18 protein-coding genes and 1 tRNA gene are annotated in these 21,410 nt (G+C 48.9%); 9 read left to right on the forward strand and 10 right to left on the reverse strand.

What is annotated here, in order from left to right; all coding sequences use genetic code 11:
* Positions 1-84: 84 nt before the first annotated feature.
* Positions 85-1,668 carry a DUF1957 domain-containing protein gene (locus JMM79_00730; GenBank protein ID QQY08498.1) on the forward strand — a complete coding sequence of 528 codons (1,584 nt, stop codon included), beginning with the start codon at positions 85-87 and terminating at the stop codon, positions 1,666-1,668.
* 225 nt (positions 1,669-1,893) lie between these two features.
* On the opposite strand, the gene nusB is transcribed toward JMM79_00730, so the two are convergent.
* The 4 genes from nusB to JMM79_00750 form a co-directional block, all read right to left on the reverse strand.
* Positions 1,894-2,298, reverse strand: coding sequence for a transcription antitermination factor NusB (gene nusB / locus JMM79_00735; protein QQY08722.1), 405 nt, complete (start codon positions 2,296-2,298; stop codon positions 1,894-1,896).
* A gap of 16 nt (positions 2,299-2,314) precedes the next feature.
* Positions 2,315-2,767, reverse strand: coding sequence for a 6,7-dimethyl-8-ribityllumazine synthase (gene ribH / locus JMM79_00740; GenBank protein QQY08723.1), 453 nt, complete (start codon positions 2,765-2,767; stop codon positions 2,315-2,317).
* A 79-nt stretch (positions 2,768-2,846) separates the two neighbouring features.
* The gene (locus JMM79_00745) at positions 2,847-4,052 is read right to left on the reverse strand and encodes a bifunctional 3,4-dihydroxy-2-butanone-4-phosphate synthase/GTP cyclohydrolase II (protein ID QQY08724.1); all 1,206 of its coding nucleotides are present in this window, start codon (positions 4,050-4,052) and stop codon (positions 2,847-2,849) included.
* Positions 4,009-6,570, reverse strand: a complete 2,562-nt coding sequence (locus JMM79_00750) for a carboxy terminal-processing peptidase (GenBank protein QQY08499.1) — start codon at positions 6,568-6,570, stop codon at positions 4,009-4,011. The genes JMM79_00745 and JMM79_00750 overlap by 44 nt, the downstream gene beginning before the upstream one ends.
* 155 nt (positions 6,571-6,725) lie before the next feature.
* Here JMM79_00750 and JMM79_00755 point away from each other — a divergent pair, with 155 nt between their 5' ends.
* The gene (locus JMM79_00755; protein QQY08500.1) at positions 6,726-7,343 is read left to right on the forward strand and encodes an MBL fold metallo-hydrolase; all 618 of its coding nucleotides are present in this window, start codon (positions 6,726-6,728) and stop codon (positions 7,341-7,343) included.
* A gap of 381 nt (positions 7,344-7,724) precedes the next feature.
* A complete protein-coding gene (locus JMM79_00760; protein QQY08501.1) occupies positions 7,725-8,936 on the forward strand; it encodes a DUF4912 domain-containing protein in 1,212 nt (403 codons plus the stop codon).
* Between the two features lie 115 nt (positions 8,937-9,051).
* On the opposite strand, the gene JMM79_00765 is transcribed toward JMM79_00760, so the two are convergent.
* The 3 genes from JMM79_00765 to rph form a co-directional block, all read right to left on the reverse strand.
* Positions 9,052-9,255: a hypothetical protein gene (locus JMM79_00765; GenBank protein ID QQY08502.1), complete on the reverse strand. Its 204-nt coding sequence runs from the start codon at positions 9,253-9,255 to the stop codon at positions 9,052-9,054.
* Positions 9,256-9,370: 115 nt separating this feature from the next.
* Positions 9,371-9,637 carry a 50S ribosomal protein L28 gene (locus tag JMM79_00770; protein ID QQY08725.1) on the reverse strand — a complete coding sequence of 89 codons (267 nt, stop codon included), beginning with the start codon at positions 9,635-9,637 and terminating at the stop codon, positions 9,371-9,373.
* 71 nt (positions 9,638-9,708) lie between these two features.
* A complete protein-coding gene (gene rph / locus JMM79_00775) occupies positions 9,709-10,455 on the reverse strand; it encodes a ribonuclease PH (GenBank protein ID QQY08503.1) in 747 nt (248 codons plus the stop codon).
* A gap of 119 nt (positions 10,456-10,574) precedes the next feature.
* Between rph and JMM79_00780 the strand changes: the two genes are divergently transcribed.
* A tRNA-Pro gene (locus tag JMM79_00780) sits at positions 10,575-10,648 on the forward strand.
* Between the two features lie 86 nt (positions 10,649-10,734).
* Here the strand turns inward: JMM79_00780 and JMM79_00785 are convergent.
* The 3 genes from JMM79_00785 to JMM79_00795 form a co-directional block, all read right to left on the reverse strand.
* Positions 10,735-10,890 (reverse strand): small basic protein, encoded by a 156-nt coding sequence (locus JMM79_00785; GenBank protein QQY08504.1) that lies wholly within the window; start codon positions 10,888-10,890, stop codon positions 10,735-10,737.
* A gap of 386 nt (positions 10,891-11,276) precedes the next feature.
* Positions 11,277-11,819 (reverse strand): putative Fe-S cluster assembly protein SufT, encoded by a 543-nt coding sequence (gene sufT / locus JMM79_00790; protein ID QQY08505.1) that lies wholly within the window; start codon positions 11,817-11,819, stop codon positions 11,277-11,279.
* Between the two features lie 965 nt (positions 11,820-12,784).
* The gene (locus JMM79_00795; GenBank protein ID QQY08506.1) at positions 12,785-13,972 is read right to left on the reverse strand and encodes a trans-2-enoyl-CoA reductase family protein; all 1,188 of its coding nucleotides are present in this window, start codon (positions 13,970-13,972) and stop codon (positions 12,785-12,787) included.
* 191 nt (positions 13,973-14,163) lie between these two features.
* On the opposite strand from JMM79_00795, the gene aroB reads away from it, so the two are divergent.
* The 5 genes from aroB (at position 14,164) to zwf (ending at position 21,334) form a co-directional block, all read left to right on the forward strand.
* Complete coding sequence (aroB, locus tag JMM79_00800; protein ID QQY08726.1) at positions 14,164-15,240, forward strand: 3-dehydroquinate synthase; 1,077 nt, start codon at positions 14,164-14,166, stop codon at positions 15,238-15,240.
* A 553-nt stretch (positions 15,241-15,793) separates the two neighbouring features.
* Complete coding sequence (locus JMM79_00805) at positions 15,794-16,555, forward strand: YebC/PmpR family DNA-binding transcriptional regulator (GenBank protein ID QQY08507.1); 762 nt, start codon at positions 15,794-15,796, stop codon at positions 16,553-16,555.
* A gap of 46 nt (positions 16,556-16,601) precedes the next feature.
* Positions 16,602-17,945: a transcription termination factor Rho gene (rho, locus tag JMM79_00810; GenBank protein ID QQY08727.1), complete on the forward strand. Its 1,344-nt coding sequence runs from the start codon at positions 16,602-16,604 to the stop codon at positions 17,943-17,945.
* Positions 17,946-18,010: 65 nt separating this feature from the next.
* Positions 18,011-18,523, forward strand: coding sequence for a methylated-DNA--[protein]-cysteine S-methyltransferase (locus JMM79_00815; GenBank protein QQY08508.1), 513 nt, complete (start codon positions 18,011-18,013; stop codon positions 18,521-18,523).
* A 1,326-nt stretch (positions 18,524-19,849) separates the two neighbouring features.
* On the forward strand, positions 19,850-21,334 hold the full coding sequence (gene zwf / locus JMM79_00820) for a glucose-6-phosphate dehydrogenase (protein QQY08509.1): 1,485 nt from the start codon (positions 19,850-19,852) through the stop codon (positions 21,332-21,334).
* The last annotated feature ends 76 nt before the right edge of the window (positions 21,335-21,410 follow it).

Genomic DNA, 21,410 nt, shown 5'->3' on the forward strand with positions numbered 1-21,410 from the left:
TCTATGAAAATCCGAATCTGGAAAAGCCTTGGTTTTGGAAATATAGAATACGTGTGCACCTTTCTATCTCCCTGTAAGTTTTAGATGCAGAATGGTCATCTAGCACTTCTCCTCCACGCTCATCTCCCTTTTATTCGTCATCCTGAACACGAGGACTTTTTGGAAGAAGAGTGGCTCTTCGAGGCTATAACTGAGACTTATTTACCCCTCTTGAGGATATTTCTGCAGCTAGCAGAAGAAGAAATTCCCTTTCGCTTGGCAATGACTTTGACACCCACGTTATGTGCCATGCTCCAAGATCCACTCCTGCAAAGTCGGGCGGTTCGCTATTTAGAGCGTGGCATCGCAATTTCTTGTAAAGAAATTGAGCGCACTTCGGGAGAACGTCGGCTGCAGGAATTGGCGCGTTTTTACCTGACTAGGTTTTCAGAAGCACGTGAACTGTATGTAGAAAAGCTAGGGTGCGATCTGGTAGGGGCATTTGCTATGTTGGAGCGTTCTGGACATCTGGAACTGATTACCAGTGCCGCCACTCATGGTTTCCTTCCCCTTATGGAAGATTTTCCAGAGGCTGTGCGGGCTCAGATCCGCATTGGAGTTGATTATCATATGGAGTGTTTTGGTAGATATCCTACTGGTATTTGGCTACCCGAATGTGGATATGCACCCTCCATAGATCAATTTCTGGCGGAGAATAACTTACGTTGGTTCATCATAGATGCTCATGGTGTTATCAATGCCCATCCGCGGCCCCGCTTTGACGTCTTCTCCCCCTATTACACCACAGTTGGTCCAGCTTGCTTTGCCAGAGACCGTGAGTCTAGCAAGCAGGTGTGGAGCGCGCAGGAAGGTTATCCTGGAGATCCGGCCTACCGGGACTTCTATCGAGACATCGGACATGATCTCTCGGAAGAGGCTCTTGCTGGTTATTTCTCTACCGGAGCTCAACGTCGCTATACAGGAATTAAGTACTATAGTATTACCGGCAGCTCCCCAAGAAAGAGTCTCTATCGCCGCTCTTTAGCAATGGCAACAGTAGATGCTCACGCCCAAAATTTTATGGAGACTCGCGTGCGACAGATGGAAAGACTGCGCTCCATTTTGCCAGTAGCTCCTATCGTGGTAAGTCCGTTTGATGCAGAACTTTTTGGGCATTGGTGGTTTGAGGGACCAGAATTTCTGGACTGCTTTCTGCGGAAATCTGCACTTTTTCAAAAAAATTACCGCCTAAGTACCCCCACTGAATATCTGGCCTCACATGCAACCCTTCAGATACTAACTCCTGCAGCGTCTAGCTGGGGGCATGGGGGATACTGGCAGGTCTGGTTAGACCATAGCAATACTTGGATTTATCCTCATCTCCACATGGCGGCCCAAAGAATGATCGAAGCAGCACGTCGCTTTGAACGAGCCGTCAGTGAAAATGAAGATCAGACTCTCCGGCAGATGGCCAGAGAGCTTCTCCTGGCACAGTCCAGCGACTGGGCCTTCCTTATCAAGACTGGAACGGCACGCAACTATGCTACCCGCCGCACCAGGGACCACTTGTTACGGTTCACACGGTTATATGAAAACCTTAGATCTGGTCATCATGACCCAGCATTTCTTCGGGAGTGTCAGAACCGTCACAACCTCTTCCCAAAGCTGAACTGGCACTATTACCTCTAGTGCACATAGAGCACATGCTACTGGTGGGTATATGCGGCACAGACAATTAATTAGCCGGCGACTTGGAATTTCGTTGTGTTACCCTCCTTGCAAGGGAAGCCTTCGATTTCCTCTTGCAGTCGAGAGACTAGATAAAACTCCCTCACGCGTTCGTACGGTGTTGGCACTGTTGGGGACATGCGGACGATACTGGATTGCTCAATGCTATCAAGAAATTCCTACTGGTCAGTTGAGGACAAGGCGCACCTTGTCCAGCACGCCATTAACGAAACGACCGGATTCTTCTGTGCTATACTTCTTCGCAATTTCGATCGCTTCGTTAATGGAGACAACCGACGGAATCTCAGGGCATTCCAGCATCTCATAGATGGCTATGCGGAGGATGTTGCGATCAACGGAAGAAATGCGTGTTAGTCTATAGTTTTGCGTATGTGATTGAATCATGCGGTCAATGTAGTCTCTATGGTGCGAGGCTCCTCGTATAAGAATTTCAGAGAAGCGACGGGCGCTAGGACTTAGGCCCCGAAGTGTATAGAACTCTGGCAAATTTGACACAGTGGTATCCGGGTTAAGATCCTGTTGATACAGAAACTGGACAGCAGCTTCTCGTCCTTCTCTTCTGGCCCCTATGGGCTTGTATGGCATATCAAAGGTTTGCCACAATGCGTACCATTTCCACAGCGACCTGGGCAGCTTCTGAGCCACGATTATATTGCCCTCCGCACACGCGTCGACGAGCCTGCTCCTCGTTATCTACGAGAAGAACCTCGTGAATAATGGGAATAGAAAATTCTAGGGCAATCTGCATGAGTGCCTCTGTCACCACGGTACCAATGAGATCACCATGTGCAGTTTCCCCTCGGATAATCACCCCTAGTGCAATGATGGCTCCATAATATCTCTTCTGAGCAAGCTTCTTAACAATAAGAGGAACCTCAAAAGCCCCAGGCACCGAAAAACATCTTACCTCTATTCCCAAATCCGAGCGGTTCAGCTCCCTGCAAGCAGAGTCCACCAAAGCCCGCGATAACTCTACGTTATACTGGCCAGCCACCACTCCAATCCTAATCTTCTTCTGCAGTCCTCCTTCAGTGTACATCACGCAGCATTCTTATCGTAGCATTGCTCCAAAATCTGAAAGAGAAGAGTTTGGCCAGTGCTTTATGACAAGCATTGGCCTATAGGCAGTGTCCCATTTTCGTTTTCTTAGTAGCCATATACTTAGCATTATACGGATTGGGAGAGATCTTTAGGGGAACTTGCTCCACAATTTCCAAGTTGTAACCCTGCAAACCTACCACTTTTCTGGGATTATTGGTCAGGAGTCGAATCTTGTCGACACCAAGATCACTAAGCATCTGTGCTCCAAGGCCATACTCTCTGGAGTCCATTGGGAGGCCCAGGTGTTCGTTAGCCTCTACCGTGTCCAGCCCATTTTCCTGCAATCTGTAGGCAAGAATTTTGGATGCTAAGCCAATCCCACGGCCTTCCTGTCGCATGTAAACGAGTACCCCTCTCTTTTCTAGGGAGATTCTCTTCAACGCAGCGTGCAACTGACCGCCACAATCACAGCGCTTAGAAGCAAAAACATCACCAGTCAAACATTCACTGTGGACACGAACTAAGGTAGGTTCACCCGAGATAAGAGTTCCTCTTACTAGAGCAAGATGGCACTTATTATCCACCTTGGAACGGTAGAGGTAGAGCTGGAATTTCCCATAGTCCGTTGGCAAAGAAACAATCTCACATCGCTCGACGAGCTTTTCACTTTTTCGGCGAAAAGCAATAAGATCCCGGATGGTACAGAGCTTGAGTTTGTGCCTTTTGCAAAATTGAAGCAGGTCCGGTAAACGCGCCAAGCTGCCATCCTCATTGAGGATCTCACAGAGCACTCCTGAGGGATCAAGGCCTGCTAATCGAGCAAGATCTATTGCTGCTTCTGTGTGGCCGGCACGCTGTAAAACACCTCCCTCCCTTGCTTGTAGGGGAAAGATGTGCCCTGGTTGGACCAGGGACTTGCATTTTGATTGAGAACTGGCAAGCACTCGGATAGTTTTTGCTCGATCGTGGACGCTGATGCCTGTCGTAATCCCACAACTAGCATCGACAGAAACCGTAAAATCAGTCTGGTGGGCTTCATGATTGTTTTCTACCATGCGGGGAAGTTCGAGTTGTCGTGCCCGGCTTGGCAGTATGGGGACACATATAAGCCCGCGGCCGAACTGTGTCATAAAGTTTACTGCGGTAGGGGATACCTTTTCTGCGGCCATGATTAAATCCCCCTCGTTCTCGCGATCTGCGTCGTCCGTTACTACCACCATGCGTCCCTCACGGATATCTTCAATAACTGCAAGAATAGAGTCGCACCTTCCTTCTTCCACCATTTTGGAAGGAATACGTAGTTTGCTTGCTGACATAGAGACGGAGTTGGAGCTTGAAATCACCTGAGCGAGTAGACCCATCACAATGTTGATGCAATGTCGGCGCCTGGGATTTTCTCGTCTCAGCGCCGAGATGGACTAAATCCTGAGCAATACGTAGGGTCTCAGTTTTTATCGGATCTTCCTCTAACTTGGAGAGGGAGGTAACCCTTCCGTCTAAGGGATCGGGATGCCTTTTTGCCTCTCGAGATTTTTGACCATATCGGATTGGCTTAAGTTGAGGGTGGTGTACGTTGTCCAGCGTGACGCTGTATGCTTTCATCTTGATTCTGGGTCCCAGTAAAGCCAGTTCCCTTACGAGTCGGGTTTCCCGGGCCCTCAACTCCTCGATCTCAGCTCTCCGCACCTCCTCATTGAGGGAAACCGTGTTTTCATCTAAACGCTTATGGACACGTGCCATTTCTTCTCGAATATAGACAAACTCAGGATCTGAAGCAACCCGAGCACTGGAGCGCCTACGTAGCTGATCCAAAAAGAGGCTTCCCGAAAAACGCCGGAATGGCACCGGGGACACTTCATCATAAGGAAGGGCGTTTGGCAAAGCCGTTTCTCCAATTTTTGGATGGTCGAGTAGTGAGGGCAAAACAATATCGGATTCTACGCCCCTGAGCTGTGTAGACCCCCCCTTGATCCGATAGAACTTTTGGATGGTGAGCTTGAGGCTACCAGCATCCGCAGCAGCCAGGCTAAAAAAAGGCATGAACCGACCGACGTCCAGTACCGTTTGCACTGTTCCTTTGCTGAAGGTGCGAGAATCCCCCACGATAACCGCACGTCCGTAATCCTGTAGAGCGGCAGCAAAGATCTCGCTTGCAGAAGCGCTTAAGTGGTTTACAAGCACAACGAGCGGGCCTCTATAGATGTGTCCGGCATCCTCACAACAGGATATAGAGATCCTCCCCATACTGTCCTTTATCTGCAGCACAGGCCCACGGGGTATAAAAAATCCAGTAAGGTTGATGGCTTCCTGTAGCGAACCACCTCCATTTCTCCGTAGGTCTACAATAAGCCCCTGAATGCCTTCTTTCTCAAGTCGTCTAAGTAGCATGGAAACATCTCGTGTTGTGTTTGGGCGAGAGCCAGCAACTCGGACTCGGGAATCAATGTCAGCATAGAAAGATGGTAGCATAATCCACCCAATACGCGTGATACTACCGTTTGTCTGCTCAAGGTCGATGACTTCTGCTCTCGCCTGCTGATCCTTCAACCTGACCTCGTCACGTGTAATGACAATTAACCGACGCTCAGAACTATCTAGTGAATCCCCAGGAACCACGAGAAGGCGGACCAGCGTTCCCTTCTTTCCCCGAATACGTTCCACTACCCTTTCTAAGTTTGTATTGACCATATCCTCAAAAGGGGTATTTCCTTGCGCAACTCCGACGATACAATCGTTCACTTTTAGCCGTCCGTCTCTGTCTGCGGGACCTCCTGGGAGGATGTCCACAACCCGAGCATAGCCATCAGCGTCTTGCAACACGGCGCCGATTCCCACCAAGGAGAGTCTCATCGAGATGGCAAAGTTCTCCATCTTTTGTGGACTGAGGTAATCCGAGTGCGGGTCATAACTTTGGGAAAGAGCAGAAAGAAACTTAGCTACCACGCCAAAACTCTCCTCATGCTTTAAGGTACGGAGAATATTGTCAAGGCGGCGCGCCACTATTTCCTCTGCTGTCTTAGCTTTCTGAGACAGCCCTTTTAAGGGAGAGGAGCTATTAATATGGGAAAATGTACTGGGGAATCTGCCTCCTGAGGTGTTACGCGCAGAATTTCGCTTGGTAGCAGAAAGGGGGGCGGTCCTATGATCCCCGTTCTGTTGAACTGACTTGTTAATGGAAGCATCCACCAGTCGCTCCTGAAGGATTTGAGCCCGGAGCCAGTTTTTCCAAAGGTTATCGGCTTCAGTCTCATGTCTGGGCCAGGTAGATTTTTCGCGATTGAGAGCGATAGTCTCATTGCTGGAAAGATGGAGGGCCTGTTTAAGAAAGATTTTATTTCTTGCAACACGATTCTCTACACGCTGCTTGTAGACAGCATAAATTCCACGAGCCGGGGTTAAGTCTCCATGTAAGATAGAGTTTTTTAGTGTGGGAAGGTATTTCCCATAGAAAGAGTCGATATCCCCCCTCAGAAGGTAAAGACGATTGGGGTCTAGGAGACGTAAGTAGCTTTCCAAAGTTTGCTGTGCCTTCGTCGAATCTAATTTCTGGCGTGTATAGTGTCCTTGTTCCAGAATACGAGCCACAGACATTTCTACCTGACCAGGATCTAAAGAGGAATCAGCACGAACTTTTGGAGCAAGAAGTGTTACTTCAGCTGCTACCCTCTCGACAACGTGCCCAAAACGGGTTCCCGTGGGCTTTTTTACTTGACCCCCAGACCCCATAGAGCCTATTAGGATGGCCGCAATTCCCAGTGTTGCTCCTAAGCAAGCAGTCCTTAGAATTGTTAAATGTTGCATCCTTCTTCCGCGAGAAAGCAGAGCAGCAGAAAAGGTAGCCTCCGCTCAAGGTAATAAAAAGGCCGAACAAAAGTATATTGAGATGTATGCCTTATGGGCCTGCATGTAGCGTTTGTTTCCTTGTTTGGTTTTTCACGCCAGGCTTTTAAATCCTCATGATCACTCCATTCAAGAAATTTACCGGCGGCCCCTTAGGAACCAATGCTTACTACGTAGAAGCACCAGGGGGTAGTATCTTGTTTGACGCACCGGAGGGGGCTGATCGCCACTTTGCATCGGAGCGCATTGATCTACTCCTCCTAACCCATGGCCACTTTGATCATACAGCAGATGCTGCCTCCATTCGCCGAAGGCATCATTGCCGAGTTGGTATTCATGCAGAGAGCGCACCTATGCTTTCCCAACCCGGATTTTTCAAGGACTGGGAGTCCGCCGTAGAGATTGAAGCAATACAACCCGACTTTTTCGTTGAGGAGGCAACTCGAACAAGTTTCCTCGGTCTAGATTTTCAGATCTTCCTTATACCCGGACATTGTCCTGGCAGTCTCTGCTTCTTAGTTCAACCGGGTGGCCCCCTTTTTTGTGGTGACGTATTATTTCGAGGAGGAGTGGGACGTTGGGATCTCCCAGGAGGCAATCGAGGTGTCCTTCTAGAGGGAATACACCGCCAGCTCGTTACGCTGCCCGAGGGAGTCACTGTATATTCAGGCCACGGCCCTCCCACGACCATTGGATATGAAAAGAACCACAATCCCCTTCTAAGGGCTGTATAAATGGCATATTTGCGTGTGTATTCTTCTATTAGAGAGGTGCCTCATTGTTGGGGTTAATGGGAAGGATGTGTGGGCAAAGCATCGGATGGTGCGCATAGTTCATCTTGTACCTGTCACATCTTTTCTTTGCCAGTGGAAGAGAGGAGTATAGCCGTTCTGTAGAAACATCCTATCAGAGCACTCACGCTCTAGAGTATAGTAGCAAGAGGGCTGCTTCCCATGTGAGCATCAGGTTCAGCGTGATGTTAATCGCCTCTCATAGAAAAATTCTCGGCCCATACTGCCCGCAGAGGATTCTATAGAAAGAATGAGAAGCAATTAGGGTTAAAGCCTCGCTTACCAAGCCCCTTGTCCAACAACTTGGTTGTGTAAAACTGATCAATGAGTGCCAGTGATAATAATGATGTACAAAGCCTCTCAGTAGAGCTTCCTAACTTTTATGGGAGCAATGCGATTTTTTCGATCGCACAATCCATGCACTGTCTTTTCACCTATTGGGATATCGACACTGATCAATGCTGGAACGGTCCTCTCTTTGTTCGCTGTATAGCGGAGAGGGGTGGCGTTGAGTCCGAAATAAGGGTTAAGTCTGGGATGCGAAGCTGTCACATTCCTGTCCTTCGAATCGGTGCCATCTATTTTATAGAGTTGGGTTATTACGTGAAAAACCAATGGAGTATTGTCGTGCGCTCTTCTGCTACTCAACTTCCATCCAACCAGCCCTCTTCTTCCAATAGTTTTGACTATGCTACCCTTCCCCTGTGCATAAGTTTTAGACAACTTCTAATATGTATTCAGGGTGCTGTTCTTTCTAGAGAGGGCCCTGTCAAAACCCTGGCAAGGCTTCAGAGGGAGGGCCTGTTTCAGCTCAGTAACGTTGGCCATGCCCTCCTCTCGGAGAACGAGCGGACGATCCTAGAGGCTGTTCTAGGCAGAGATGTTCTTAATTTGCTCTCCCTCTCCTGTCCTAGAACGGACGCCATAGAACTGCGTCTTAGAGCTCGGCAATGTTTGGAGCAACATCTAAATGTCCTTAGTACGAGAGAAACACCCCCAGAATGGGGAACCAAGGAAAGCGGCTTGTTTGCAGCTCTAATAGCTCTCCTTAGTACTGACATTCCCCTATGGAGCAGCAGCAGTCCCCTTACCAATTGGCTACGAGCCTCCATAGGCAGACGAGGGTTCGATGAACCGCTTGCCAGTTGGGACGCTTCCCCAGCCTCCAGTTGGGATGATATTCCTGCCGAAGAAGAGGGAGGGGAGTTTTTTCTCCACGTCGATGCAGAAGTGGTCTTTTATGGAACTACCCAGCCCAACTCATCGGTCATGATCGATTCTAACCCGGTGAAGACTAATCCCGATGGATCCTTTCTTTTTCGTTTTGTTTTTCCAGAAGGGGCCTACGAAGTCCCCATTGTGGCCACCTCACCAGACGGCCTTGAGACACGGTCAGCTGTCCTGCGCTTCCATCGTTCACAGCCCCCCAGCATCGAAAAGTCTGGAGGAACGCTCTCATCCGTCAGCTCATCTCCACCCTGTTATAGGGACCAGGAAGAGGGAGAGATGCGAGATCGACAGTCAAGGCTTTGGTGATCTATCCTCCGGCTAAGCAGAAGCTCCACACCCAAAAAAGACCCGCGTCACAAGCAACGGAGCAAGGCACACTTGCACCAGGCAGAATACATGCAGATGCAGAAAAAGACTCCGGTTATCTCTCCTTTTTAAGGAGGGGGAGGCCTGTCTTTTCATTTTCAGAGACGACGTAACCTGCAGGTAGGGCATCCAGCACCCCTTCACCTATGGTGCCAGCAAAATAATAGAGGGTGACTTCTTGCCCCCCTTTTAGTTTCTGGACTCTGGCGTGAAGAAAATAGGTCCTACCTGATTTTTTGCTTTGTACGGTATAAGCCATGGAGGGTTTTTTGGTTATAGGTTCGACGAAACACCCCCTTGCGGGACCCGTGCGTGATCCGTAGGAAGCGCCCATGTTATCATGCCGTATGATTCATACGGCAGGAAAGAGAGTATTAAAGAATTCCAGCTGACTGCAAGGCCTTAAACGCACCGTTCTTAGCTACAGTCTTCAGTGCGTTGGCCGTCATCCGCTTTACGCGGACAAACTTCCCCAATTGCGGAACCCACACTCGCCTGCAACGTAGATTCGGAAAAAACTCTCTGGGGGTCACTGCAGTGACATGCATTCCGATGCCTCCTCGTTTCTTGGCGAGACCACGTCGATGGATCCTGGTACCATGTGTGGACTTTGCTCCTGTAACGCTACATCTCCTAGCCATAATCTTGATCAAAGATGACCCGATACTGCCTCGATTGTTCTCAAGGTCAATAGTTTTTCTCCAAAAGACGTTCATTTATACCCAGCGCAAAGTAGAACCTCTTGTTGGAGCTCTAGAATTTTTCGGATACCACGTTCACCCATCTTTAGAAGGAAATCCAGCTGGGCCTTACTAAGGACGGACCTTTCCCCTGAAACCTGCAGCTCCACGATATCAGAGGAATCCGTCATGACCAGATTAAGATCTATCTCAGCTCTTCTATCCTCTTCATAGTCTAGATCTAGTAGAGCCTCTCCATCCACTATGCCTAGACTGACGGCAGCCACCCTATAAGACATGGGAGAGGCGTTTAGTGACGCTCCCCGAAATAGCCTTCGGATGGCAATGTCGACCGCTACCCAGCTACCAGTAATTGCTGCGGTACGGGTACCGCCATCAGCTTGGAGTACATCACAATCGACCCAGAGAGTTCGTGGTCCGAGCATCTCCGTGTTGACAGCAGCACGCAAAGCCCGACCGATGAGTCTTTGTATCTCAACTCCCCGCCCATCTTGCTTACCGCGAATGGCATCACGCGGCTTACGCATAGTTGTTGAATAGGGGAGCATGGAGTACTCGGCAGTAACCCACCCACCAATAATACCCTGTTCTTTTATCCACTTCGGTACCCCACACTCTACAGTAGTTGCACAAATCACCTGCGTATTTCCAAAGGAAACTAGCACTGAGCTAACTGCGCTAGGGGCAATATCAATCTGAAATTTAATTTCCCGGAGAGAATCAGCCGATCTTTTTCTAGGCACACAGGGAGTCTGCATTCTATAGATCGGATGTGACAAGTACCATTTTTCTTGTTGCTACAAGCAGTTTCTCATAGCCTAGGGCCGTGTGTTCTTAGCTCTCATAGGGTTCCCGCATCGACACAAGCAGCACAGCACGGGCCGTGGCTCAGATTGGTAGAGCACTGCGTTCGGGACGCAGGGGTCGCGGGTTCAAGTCCCGCCGGCCCGAGAGAGGATGGGGTCAGAAGACGCCCAAGGGGATAAAGGGAGGCCTGGGTGCCGTAGAGAACCCTTTAGCCCTCGGTTATCAAAGATCTAAAGATCTGGCTTTGTCTTCGGGAGGCCCATTACTTTCTGATCAGACCGAAATTGGCCTCTCTTTCTTAAGAGATCCACACGTTCAAATCGCTTGAGAACACTGCGTCTCGCCCTAATGGCGTTTTTGCTTTTCAGGCTAGGATGTTGGCTCATGGTTTTGATCTACGGCCTTCACATAACTTAACTTCTCACCTCTCTTGTTGGCAATCAACAAACGCTGCTTGTTACAAAAGTTGTGATTGATGAAGACCTTTCATCAATAGCCAGGGTGGGCAACGTCGCCCCGAGCGGACAAGAAGGCACAGAAGGAACAGAGAAAACCCGACCTCCAATAGAGTGCCAGAATCCCACCCAAGATTCAAGAAGCTGTTACCGTTTAGCCCCAGAAAGTCTTCTAGTAGTTTGTGCGAGGGTCCTTTTTGGTCAACCGCCGTTGGGTGCGCCTCCGTCCGCACAGACGGCGAAAGGACGCATGCCCCAAAGCCACGATTCCAAACAACCCACTAAGCAACAGACGCCAGCTCTTCAGCTCTTCCTATCTACACCAACCCTAGCTTCATACGACCGGCCTCGCTAATCATCCCCTGACTCCATGGAGGATCCCAAACCAGTTCTACTTCAGCGTCTTCTACCCCGTCAATAGCAAGAATCTTGGTTTTGGCATCTGCGGCAATGGCAGGGCCCATGCCGCAACCTGGAGCAGTTAGTGTCATCTTAACGAGAACCCGAACCTTTCCCATCCTCTTAGGAATAACTTGGCAGTCGTAGACCAAACCAAGGTCCACAACATTGACGGGGATCTCGGGATCAAAGACCGTCCTTAACTGATTCCAGACTTTTTCCTCAGAAGGACCCCCTTCCTCCGTCTCTTTCTCCAAGGCACTCGTCCTTTCCCGGCCAAGAGCATCAGCGTCTTTCTCTTCAATCCGAACCAGTCCTGCATCAGTAGCCACAGTAAAGGCACCTCCTAACATTTGGGTAATAACAACAGAGGTACCTCTGGGAAGAACTAGGGGATTACCACTCGGAATCTGAATAGCATCACAGTCACGTAGAAGTTTGGTTTCTTGAGAACCATTCATAGAAGATTAGTGTAAGGGGAGGCTGGCCGCTTTCTAAAGCCAAAAAAGCCACCAGCAGGTAGTGGCGATAGTGGCAACTCAGCGCTCCGGAGTAAAGGAAAGATGAGCAGAGAGCTGAGCAACTATGCCAGGGAGCGTCAACATTGGATTCATGTTCTCGTGTTCTTTCGTATTCTTGTGTAGCTTCGATATACCCGCCCAATATAAACATGAGCGGAAACGAAGAACCGACGGAGAACGGAGTGACTCTATCCACCCTCTCCTAGCAGGACTCAGCCAAGTCTTGATTGGAACGACCTCGTCTTCGGCTGAATCGGCCCTATCCGATTCCTAGATTACGGGGACATCTGGGTAGGATTATCAACTGTATAATCCGGCTTCTGGTGGGCAGTCGGGTTCGTCTCAAGGCGACCAGTTTGCAACAATTGAGACTAGCCGGTTTGATTGCCTCGCCAGCATAGTTCATGCCTCATGGTTACAAGATAGATGTAACGACATAAGAAAAAGAGCCGCTGGATACTAGAAGCCTATAACGCTTTCACCAATCCCCAGTAGCCCTCTCCTGTTGTTTATATACTAAAACTACAGCGGCTTGGTTTGGGCCGGAGTGTCTGGGCCCCACAGCCCAACAAGGGACACGGCATCTTAATTCTCGGCTTCTTTTCACTATTGCTGCCTCGGTTTCTAACCTTTCTGGTGTTAGCAAACTTTTCTAGTGTGAGCAAACCTTTGAGTGCCTGTGTTGTAAGCGCGTCTTTACTAGCCTTCTTACACGAAGTCTGCACACTGCGCCTCTGTTGTCCAGAGGGCCTTTTCTCAGGATTTGCTGGTTGGGGGAGATGCAGGAATGGAAAAAACAAATTTCCGGCGCTGTGCAAGCTAGTTTTGTCTGGCTTACCGCAGGGTCCATTTACGCCCGTATCTTCTCCGAGTCGTTCCCCCAAAGTAATAGGGGAACGAATCTCCTAAGCAGGATCTGAAAGGTGGCGAACAAGATTGGTTGCCTTGCTGTAATCCACCTCTGGAAAACCAAATCCGAACAAACGATAGAATTCTTCCTGGTATCCCCTAAAATCAGAAAGTTCTTCTATTGTATCCGTGGTAATCGCCTCCCAAAGCTTAACGACCTCGGTCTGTATGTCCTCCCGCATTTCCAGGTCATCGAGACGAATACGACCCTCCGTATCCATTTTTGGACCTCTCGAAGAGCAAAGATGATCCACAAATAGCCTATACATTTGCTCGATACATCCTTCATGAACCCCCTTTTCTTTCATAACCCTAAAGAGGATAGATATATAGAGTGGAACAGAGGGGATTGCAGAACTCGCCTGAGTTACTACCGCCTTGTTGATCGAAATAAAAGCAGTTCCACTACCAAGTTGCCTATTCAGCTCTTTAGCTGTCCGTTCCAGATCCATTTTAGCACGTCCGATAGTACCATGTGCATAAACTGCCCGAGTGAGTTCTGGACCCAAGTAGGAATAAGCAATTGTTCGGAATCCCTCCGATAGTATGCCAGCATCTGCCATAGAACTGACCCACATCTTCCAATCCTCCCCACCCATCACCTTAATTGTGTGCAAAATTTCCTCACGCGTGGCAGACTCAAGAGTGACTGACTCAATTTCTTTCTTATCCGTACGGATGCTTTTGGTGATAAGGGAAGAACCTATTGGCTTCAGGGTAGACTTGTAGATTCTCCCACTGACCGGATCCAGACGACGAGGAGAAGCAAGGCTGTATATAACAAGGTCTACTTGGCCCAAATCCCCCTGAATAATTGAAATAATCTTTTTCTTTGTCTCTTCAGAAAAGGCGTCGCCATTAAAGCTTTTTGTGTAGAGCCCCTCCTTGATTGCAGCTGTTTCAAAAGCAGCAGAATTATACCAACCTGCTGAAGCAGGTCTTTTTTCAGTACCTTCCCTTGCAAGGAAGACACCTATCGTGGATGCACGCCCACCAAACGCCGCTACGATCCGTGAAGCGAGTCCATAGCCAGACGAGGCACCTATTACAAGCACGCGCTTGGGAGCCCTAGGTAGCAACGGCCTGGATATTACATACTCTACTTGCCGACGGACATGAGCAACGCACCCATCAGGATGGGCTGTCGTACAAACAAAGTTGCGGATTCGCGGCTCGATGAGCATGCCAATCATGGAAGAAATTCTCCCCCTGGATACTACACTATCAGAATTAGTACAGTTAAAGCTTTATCGGACAGTTACCTTCTTGGCGTACCCTCCACTTGATCTCCCTCTCTTTTTTCTATCTACAGCTGATAGAATTAGGTCCCTTTATGCTCGTGTTTGCACAGGAATGGGATGATGGCTTTTCTTCCATGATAAAAATATCTGTTTCTTGCTCGCACACTTCCTATGATGTTCTTGTCGGTGGCGGACTACTCACCCATAGTGGGAGCCTGGTCACTCAGATATTATCCCCCAGTAGGTGTGCGGTCGTAACCGATTCCAATGTGGCAAAGCATCATCTGAAGCCGGTGCTTGCCTCTCTGGAAAATGTGGGATTTCAACCCCTAACACTGGTAATCCCTTCTGGAGAGCAATCCAAATCCTTCTGCCAAGTGTACAATTTGTGTCATAGCATGATTATAGCTGGCTTAGACCGAAAATCTGTTCTGTTCTCCCTTGGAGGTGGTGTTATCGGAGACCTGTCGGGGTTTGTTGCAGCAATTTTTCAGCGCGGGATTCCGCTCGTGCAACTCCCGACGACCGTCACTTCCCAAGTAGATAGTTCGGTCGGTGGGAAAACCGGCGTTAATGTCTCAGCAGGAAAAAACCTAATTGGCGCCTTCCATCAACCCCAATTAGTCATTGTAGATCCCCTGACACTAAATACGTTGCCCAATCGGGAATATTGGGAAGGGTTTGCAGAAATAGTGAAACATGCTGTCATCCGAGATACAGCGATGCTGGAGATCTTACCTCCCAAGCGGTTACAAGATCTAAGCACCCTTATTGTTAGGAATATAGCTGTTAAATCTGCTCTTGTTGCCTCTGACGAAAGGGACGAGAGGGGAGTGCGTGCGCTTCTCAATTTTGGGCACACCATCGGGCATGGAATCGAGACTGCCGCTGGTTATGGATCACTACTACATGGGGAGGCTATCAGCCTGGGTATCATGGCCGCACTTTGGCTTTCGGTGCGTTTTTCAGGACTCCTTCAATCTGAACTGGAACATGTTGCGGGGATTCTTCGTCGCCTTTCCCTGCCTATTGTACTCCCTGATAGGATCCCCACTGAGTGCGTCCTGACCGCCATGAGAAAGGACAAAAAATTTGAACAGGGGAAGCTGCGTTTTGTGCTTACTCATCGCCTAGGAAGTGCCTATCTGAGTGATGAGGTCAACCTGCAAGATGCTCGCCACGCAGTCGAGTTTCTTCGTAAATTCATCTGAACTGGCTGGTGACTTCTTTCAGCAGGCAGTACAATTTCACCTGCAAACGAGCTCTGATGTCCTCTCACGGAGCGTAAATTACGCTGGACCAATTAATTGGGAGGATTAGTGGTTCATAATAGATTCTATCGGTTCCGCCATTTGTTTGAAAAATCAGTATTAATTGCTGCAATCTACGCTATGGTGTTGCAACGTATTTAGTTTGATGCTATCATAACGAGCCTCACTGGGGTCCCTATGCGGCGGCCCTGGCTTTGTGGGGAGTGTCTTCTGATACTAAATCTCTCTGTGGTCCAAAGAGAGTGCGTTTGGCCTGTCAGGTTGTGCGACACTCGGATTTTTCGGTTGACAGGGAGAGTGGAAAGCGTTCTTTGGTAGGCCCTGGTTCATTTCGGACGACGGACGATTGTTCTGTATTTCCCCCGTTGCTTAACGCGCCGCGGGATGAATTTTTCGCCAATCCTGCCGGAGTCTTTGTGCAATACATGCATCAAGCGGGATGCGTGTTCTCGTATGAGAAAAAATCAAAAAAGCAGATTTTGTTGATTACCTCATGGCCGGCCACAGTAAATGGTCGAAAGTTAAGCGTGTGAAGGAGAGTCTGGATGTAAAACGCGGCAGGCTTTTCTCTAAACTTTCCAAGGAAATCATGATCGCTGCCAGATCAGGCGGGAGAAATTTTCACTTGAATCCCCGACTTAGGGCTGCGGTCCAATCTGCACGGTCTAAAAGTATGCCAAACGAAAACATTGTACGGGCTATTGCAAGGGGAGGATGTGCGGGATCTACAGTTGCCGCTGCAGAACAGGCACTGTATGAGGGTTATGGTGCGGGGGGTGCTGCTATCCTTGTGGAAGCAGCCACTGAAAATAGAAATCGGACCGCTGCTGTTCTGCGTTCCTTGTTTTCGAAAAAGCAAGGGGCCTTAGGTGGTCCTGGTAGCGCATCTCATCTTTTTCTCCGAAAGGGGCAGATCTTGATCCCAAGAGGAAATCTACAGGAAGAGTGGCTTTTGGAAGTGGCGCTTCAGGCAGGTGCCGAGGACCTAGTCTGCAATGACGAGTTTTTTACCCTCTTTACATCTCCCGACCGATTCCATTCAGTTGCAGAATCCTTAATAAGGGATTTCCAAGTCCCAATTGAATCTCAGCAACTAACCTTCCTTCCAAGAAGAATCGTGAATATTAGTGATTTGCAAACAGCCTCCTATGTTCTTCAGCTTTGCAATGTGCTGCAAGAACATGAGGATGTTTTGCGTATCCACTCCAATTTCAATATCCCGGAAAGGCTGCTCGGAAAAGTCCCTCTAAATTGATCCAACATCTGTGTGTGATATGATTGAAGAAAAAGAAACTGCTGACATGAAGCCTAGGCGCAAGCGTATTACACGCTTGCGCCATCCAAAGGGAAATGCTCCCGCTCGGACTATTCCTGCTCCCAACTTGGGTCTTCTCCCAAAATCTTCCACTGGAGTTACTCCTCCGGGGAATAACTTTACTCTTTTAAATAAAAATAAAGAAGTTGCCGTGGTCTCTCCCGCCGCAGAAGCTTCAATACGGTGTCATGCTGAAGAATCTCCGGCTTCTCCCCCAGCATATGTTCCTCCTTCTTATACGGAAGGAATCATAGAAGTATCGGGCAAAGGATTTGGCTTTCTGAGGGAAGCAAGGCGGAACTTCGCCCAATCTCAGAACGATGTCTTTGTTACTCCAGAAGTTGTGCGTAAGCATGGTCTCCGAGACGGAATGAAAATCAAGGGCGAGACCCGAAAAAGTAGCCGCGGCCTCCAGCTTTTTAGACTTGTTGGAATCGAGGGGGAGACGCCGGGCTTTATTCAAAATCTCCCCCTTTTTGAGGAGCTAACAACAGTCAACCCCAAAGCTCGAATAAGGCTTGAGACAATCCCAGAGCGTTTTACAACCCGCATTGTGGATCTTGTAGCACCCATTGGTCGTGGACAACGAGGCTTAATTGTGGCCCCCCCACGTACCGGAAAAACCACGCTCCTCCAGCATATCGCAGAGGCAGTAGTAAAAAATTACCCAGAAATGGGGCTAATTATCCTCCTTGTGGACGAGCGCCCTGAAGAGGTAACAGAAATCCGTAGAACGGTTCCTCAGGCTGCACTTATGGCTAGTTCTAACGATAGTGACATTAAAAGTCACACTCGTGTTGCCCAGTTAGCCATCGAACGAGCTAAACGCCTTGTAGAGATGGGAAAACATGTCTTTGTTCTTATGGATTCCCTAACCCGCATCGGTCGGGCATTTAATAACGCACAGAGTGGAGGGGGGCGTACCATGTCTGGCGGAGTCGATTCTAGAGCACTAGAAACCCCACGTAAGCTATTTGCGGCTGCGCGCAACACTGAGGAAGCTGGATCCCTTACCATTATGGCTACGGCCCTCATTGACACGGGTAGTCGTATGGACGAGTTGATCTTTCAAGAATTTAAAGGAACCGGGAACATGGAACTCGTTCTAGACCGCAAAATTAGTGATCAGCGTATCTATCCAGCAGTAGACATTTTCCTCTCCGGTACTCGCCGTGAGGAGCTTCTTCTTCCAGAGCAGGATCTCCATAAGGTGAACATTATCCGCCGCGGTTTAGCTGGACATAAGCCGATTGAAGCCATCGAACGGCTGCTATTTTTTATCCAGAAATACCCCTCCAATGCAGAAATGCTGCGCAATATTCCAGGGTAGGAGGCTGTCAAGCCGTGTGGAACAAAAAGGCCTTAACCCTTCCCTATACTTCTCTGGCTTGTGATATGAGTAAGGCGGATGTTCTCCCTCCAGGGGCTATTCGCGTTTCCACTTTACTTGGGGAAATGCTCTTGGCTTCAGACGGCCATGCACTAGTTTTTGCGACTTTTGTCGATACATTTCCACATGATTTATCTTCCGTCTCAGCGGGACCAGGAGGGGGATGCCTAGGCAATTTCTTCCAAGAGGTTTCTTACCAAATGGACAATTATCTCCACGGTAGACAAAGGAAGTTTACGGTTCCTGTCTGCCCCAGGGGGCCCCACTTTAGCCAAAGGGTGTGGAGTGTGCTGACGAAGATCCCACCCGGCTCGTGGACAACCTATGGAGCAGTAGCCGACGACCTGGGTTGCCCGAAATCTGCTCGTGCTGTTGGTGCAGCTTGCCGAAGAAATCCAATAGCTATTTTTATCCCTTGTCATCGCGTCCTAAGCAAGAGCCGTCAGCTTGCCGGCTACACCGGTGGTTTATGCCGAAAGGCACTGCTTCTTTACCTTGAGAGGATCTTCTATTCCTAGAGAGGATAGGATGGACGAGTAAGATTTGCTGAATTTAGGATTAATTTTATTAACGTCAACCTCTTCTCATCTTAGATAGCCAAGAGATAGCCAAGCAAGAGAGCTGGATTTTTGGAGTCATCTCTCGCAATTCAATTCTAGAGATAAGGCGTGTCCTAGGGCTACAGCCTGAGCCCTTCGAAGGAAGATGCTGCTTTGTGCCCTCAGTACCGATTCAGTGTCGAGTTGTAACTGAGTTAAGCTTTGCGTAAAACTCTATTGAGTTCCAAGCCGGTAGTGGTGGAATCGCGTCAGCCACTAACGCTACGCTGGGGGACTCACCCTGATCACGCGGGTATCCTTTGTAGGTTGGTATGTGACCCCTTGCGCTTTCTTCGCCCTTCTATTCCCCACAACGCCTGTAATAAGCCTTACAGTTCCCCTTTCCCATGTAAGGTTGATAAACTGTCTAAAACTGCCCGGCCTTCTTTCGTACGCGGTAATGAGGCAACCGAAGTTGTGGAATTTGCATATATTCCCCCCCTTTTATACTGAAGGGTCACCTATCCACCCTCACGGTACATATTTTTTTATATGAAGCTGTTTCCGATGGCTCTCTCGTAGTGAGAAACCACATACTATCCAGTAGGGGCCATTTTCTCACGCAATTTCTCAAGTTGCTCCAAGGTATCTGGGGAGATTGTTCCTAGCAAGAGTAGGTGGGGATTATCCGGGATATAACAGGGTATGCCAACCTTAAGGGAGAACCAAGAGATACAGAGAGAGGGGTGAGCAGGCATGCATGTGGTTCGTTGGTCTTTTCTTAGTTCGAAGTGAACTCTCTGGAGCTTAGCTTGCTAAGGCTCTTGCAAGGTCTCTGTGGACAGTGGCTTCAAGGCAATATGGTCTCTCCTCCCTGTGGGGGCCGTTCTACTACTCGTCCATAACTCTACATCTAGAGTAAGTGTTACATAGTCTCCTGTGCTTTTAGGGCTGCACTACAAAGAGGTCTACAAGATAGAAAAGGGAATCAAATAACCAGATGGACGCTTTATGGCGTAAGGATGCCAATCTCTGCAAGCCAGATAAAAGTACCCGTTTCGCTGGTGGATTAGCTAGAGAGGCTTCCACAGGGCTTCCAGCAAGCAAGAAAAAGAGCGGCATGCATAGCCTCTGGAGACCTACCAACCCAACCTTTGGCAACTGGATGAAGCCTCCCTTCACACGGTTTGAATTATGTCGACTGTAGGAAGCATATGAGCTATGCTGCGTGGCTTTATGGAGGCTGTTGGTTAAGGGTTAAGTCCACCGGCCTAATTCCATAATTGGTGTTTACTTTATTGGTTCATGCCATCACAGCCTTGTACTCTTATCATCTTCGGGGCCACTGGTGATCTTACACACCGCAAACTTATCCCAGCGCTCTACAATCTTTGGATAGATGGCAATTTATCCTCGGCGCTGACCATACTGGGATTTGCTAGGAGAGAGAAATCCAACGAACAGTTCCGTTCCGAGCTGAAAGAAACGGCAGAGAAATTTTCCCGCCAGAAGATCGATAGAGCACGTTGGGAACGCTTTGCTTCCTCGATTTACTATTCTAGGGGAGCATTTGGGGATCCAGAGCAGTATACTTCTCTTTCGAAGGCTCTAGATATGCTGGATGCACAACGGGAGACACGCGGTAACCGTCTCTTTTATCTGGCAGCAGCTCCTGAGCAATTTGAAGTAATCCTGGAGAATCTTAGGATGAGCAAGTTAAACACAACCCGAGCCAATGGTTGGACACGCGTCGTCATAGAAAAGCCGTTTGGAACAGACCTATTGAGCGCTCAGCGCTTGAACTCGCTAGTTGAGGGAGTTTGTCCGGAGCATAGCACTTATCGCATTGACCATTATCTTGGAAAGGAAACTGCCCAGAATATCATGGTGCTCCGCTTTGCAAATGCCTTATTTGAAGCGGTATGGAATGCTCGTTACATTCACCACGTGCAAATTACGGCAAGTGAAACTATTGGTGTGGAAGGTCGTGCGGGCTATTATGAGCAGGCAGGTGCCCTGCGAGACATAGTACAAAATCATTTACTACAGCTTCTTTGTCTCATCGCGATGGAACCGCCAATTGATCTAGGAGCTGATAGCATTCGTGATGAAAAAGTCAAGGTGTTGCGCTCCTTACGTCCTATCATAGGAGATGAGGTACCTCTCTATGTGGTACGGGCCCAATACACGGCTGGCACTATTAGTGGTCAGGAAGCGCTTGCTTACCGTGAAGAGCATGGCGTGTCTCCACAGTCCTGTACAGAAACCTTTGTGGCCCTCCACGTGAATATTGACAACTGGCGCTGGGCCGGGGTCCCCTTCTTTATTCGAGTTGGCAAGCGTCTTCCCAAGCGGAGAACAGAAATTGCCGTCCATTTTAAAGGTGTCCCACATATTCTCTTTAAGAAGGCCACCCAAGAAGTAGAGGAGAACGTCTTGGCTATTTGTATTCAACCCGATGAAGGTGTCTTTCTTCAAGTGAGTGCCAAACTGCCAGGCTCTACCGTGCGGATCCAGCCGGTTAAGATGAATTTTCATTATGGCACTTCCTTCGGAAGGGCCACCCCAGAAGCCTACGAGCGACTTCTATTAGACGCTATAAATGGCGATGCGTCGCTCTTTGCTCGTCGAGATGAAGTAGAGGAAGCCTGGAGATTTGTGGATGGTATCCGTTCCCACTGGAACACCTTCTCCGCGAAAGATATCGCCTTCTACCCAGCTGGAAGTTGGGGTTCTCCGGAGGCAGATCGTCTCACCGAGGCATACGGCGCAAAATGGAGGTGTTTGTAGTAGCCAACAAAATACTTGATTGAGTTGCTCTACAACGGTAAGTGGTTAGGCGTTGCCAAAAACAGCGCAATCCGCG

It is taken from the genome of Candidatus Xiphinematobacter sp. (assembly GCA_016766635.1).
Lineage (GTDB): Bacteria > Verrucomicrobiota > Verrucomicrobiia > Chthoniobacterales > Xiphinematobacteraceae > Xiphinematobacter.

Bases quoted from the DNA above. Each gene is read 5' to 3' on its own strand.
- JMM79_00730 (QQY08498.1), top strand. From the start codon at position 85: ATGCAGAATGGTCATCTAGCACTTCTCCTCCACGCTCATCTCCCTTTT.
- ribH (QQY08723.1), bottom strand. From the start codon at position 2,767: ATGTACACTGAAGGAGGACTGCAGAAGAAGATTAGGATTGGAGTGGTG.
- JMM79_00745 (QQY08724.1), bottom strand. From the start codon at position 4,052: ATGGTGGAAGAAGGAAGGTGCGACTCTATTCTTGCAGTTATTGAAGAT.
- JMM79_00750 (QQY08499.1), bottom strand. From the start codon at position 6,570: ATGCAACATTTAACAATTCTAAGGACTGCTTGCTTAGGAGCAACACTG.
- JMM79_00755 (QQY08500.1), top strand. From the start codon at position 6,726: ATGATCACTCCATTCAAGAAATTTACCGGCGGCCCCTTAGGAACCAAT.
- JMM79_00760 (QQY08501.1), top strand. From the start codon at position 7,725: ATGAGTGCCAGTGATAATAATGATGTACAAAGCCTCTCAGTAGAGCTT.
- JMM79_00765 (QQY08502.1), bottom strand. From the start codon at position 9,255: ATGGCTTATACCGTACAAAGCAAAAAATCAGGTAGGACCTATTTTCTT.
- JMM79_00770 (QQY08725.1), bottom strand. From the start codon at position 9,637: ATGGCTAGGAGATGTAGCGTTACAGGAGCAAAGTCCACACATGGTACC.
- rph (QQY08503.1), bottom strand. From the start codon at position 10,455: ATGCAGACTCCCTGTGTGCCTAGAAAAAGATCGGCTGATTCTCTCCGG.
- JMM79_00785 (QQY08504.1), bottom strand. From the start codon at position 10,890: ATGAGCCAACATCCTAGCCTGAAAAGCAAAAACGCCATTAGGGCGAGA.
- sufT (QQY08505.1), bottom strand. From the start codon at position 11,819: ATGAATGGTTCTCAAGAAACCAAACTTCTACGTGACTGTGATGCTATT.
- JMM79_00795 (QQY08506.1), bottom strand. From the start codon at position 13,972: ATGCTCATCGAGCCGCGAATCCGCAACTTTGTTTGTACGACAGCCCAT.
- aroB (QQY08726.1), top strand. From the start codon at position 14,164: ATGATAAAAATATCTGTTTCTTGCTCGCACACTTCCTATGATGTTCTT.
- JMM79_00805 (QQY08507.1), top strand. From the start codon at position 15,794: ATGGCCGGCCACAGTAAATGGTCGAAAGTTAAGCGTGTGAAGGAGAGT.
- rho (QQY08727.1), top strand. From the start codon at position 16,602: ATGAAGCCTAGGCGCAAGCGTATTACACGCTTGCGCCATCCAAAGGGA.
- JMM79_00815 (QQY08508.1), top strand. From the start codon at position 18,011: ATGAGTAAGGCGGATGTTCTCCCTCCAGGGGCTATTCGCGTTTCCACT.
- zwf (QQY08509.1), top strand. From the start codon at position 19,850: ATGCCATCACAGCCTTGTACTCTTATCATCTTCGGGGCCACTGGTGAT.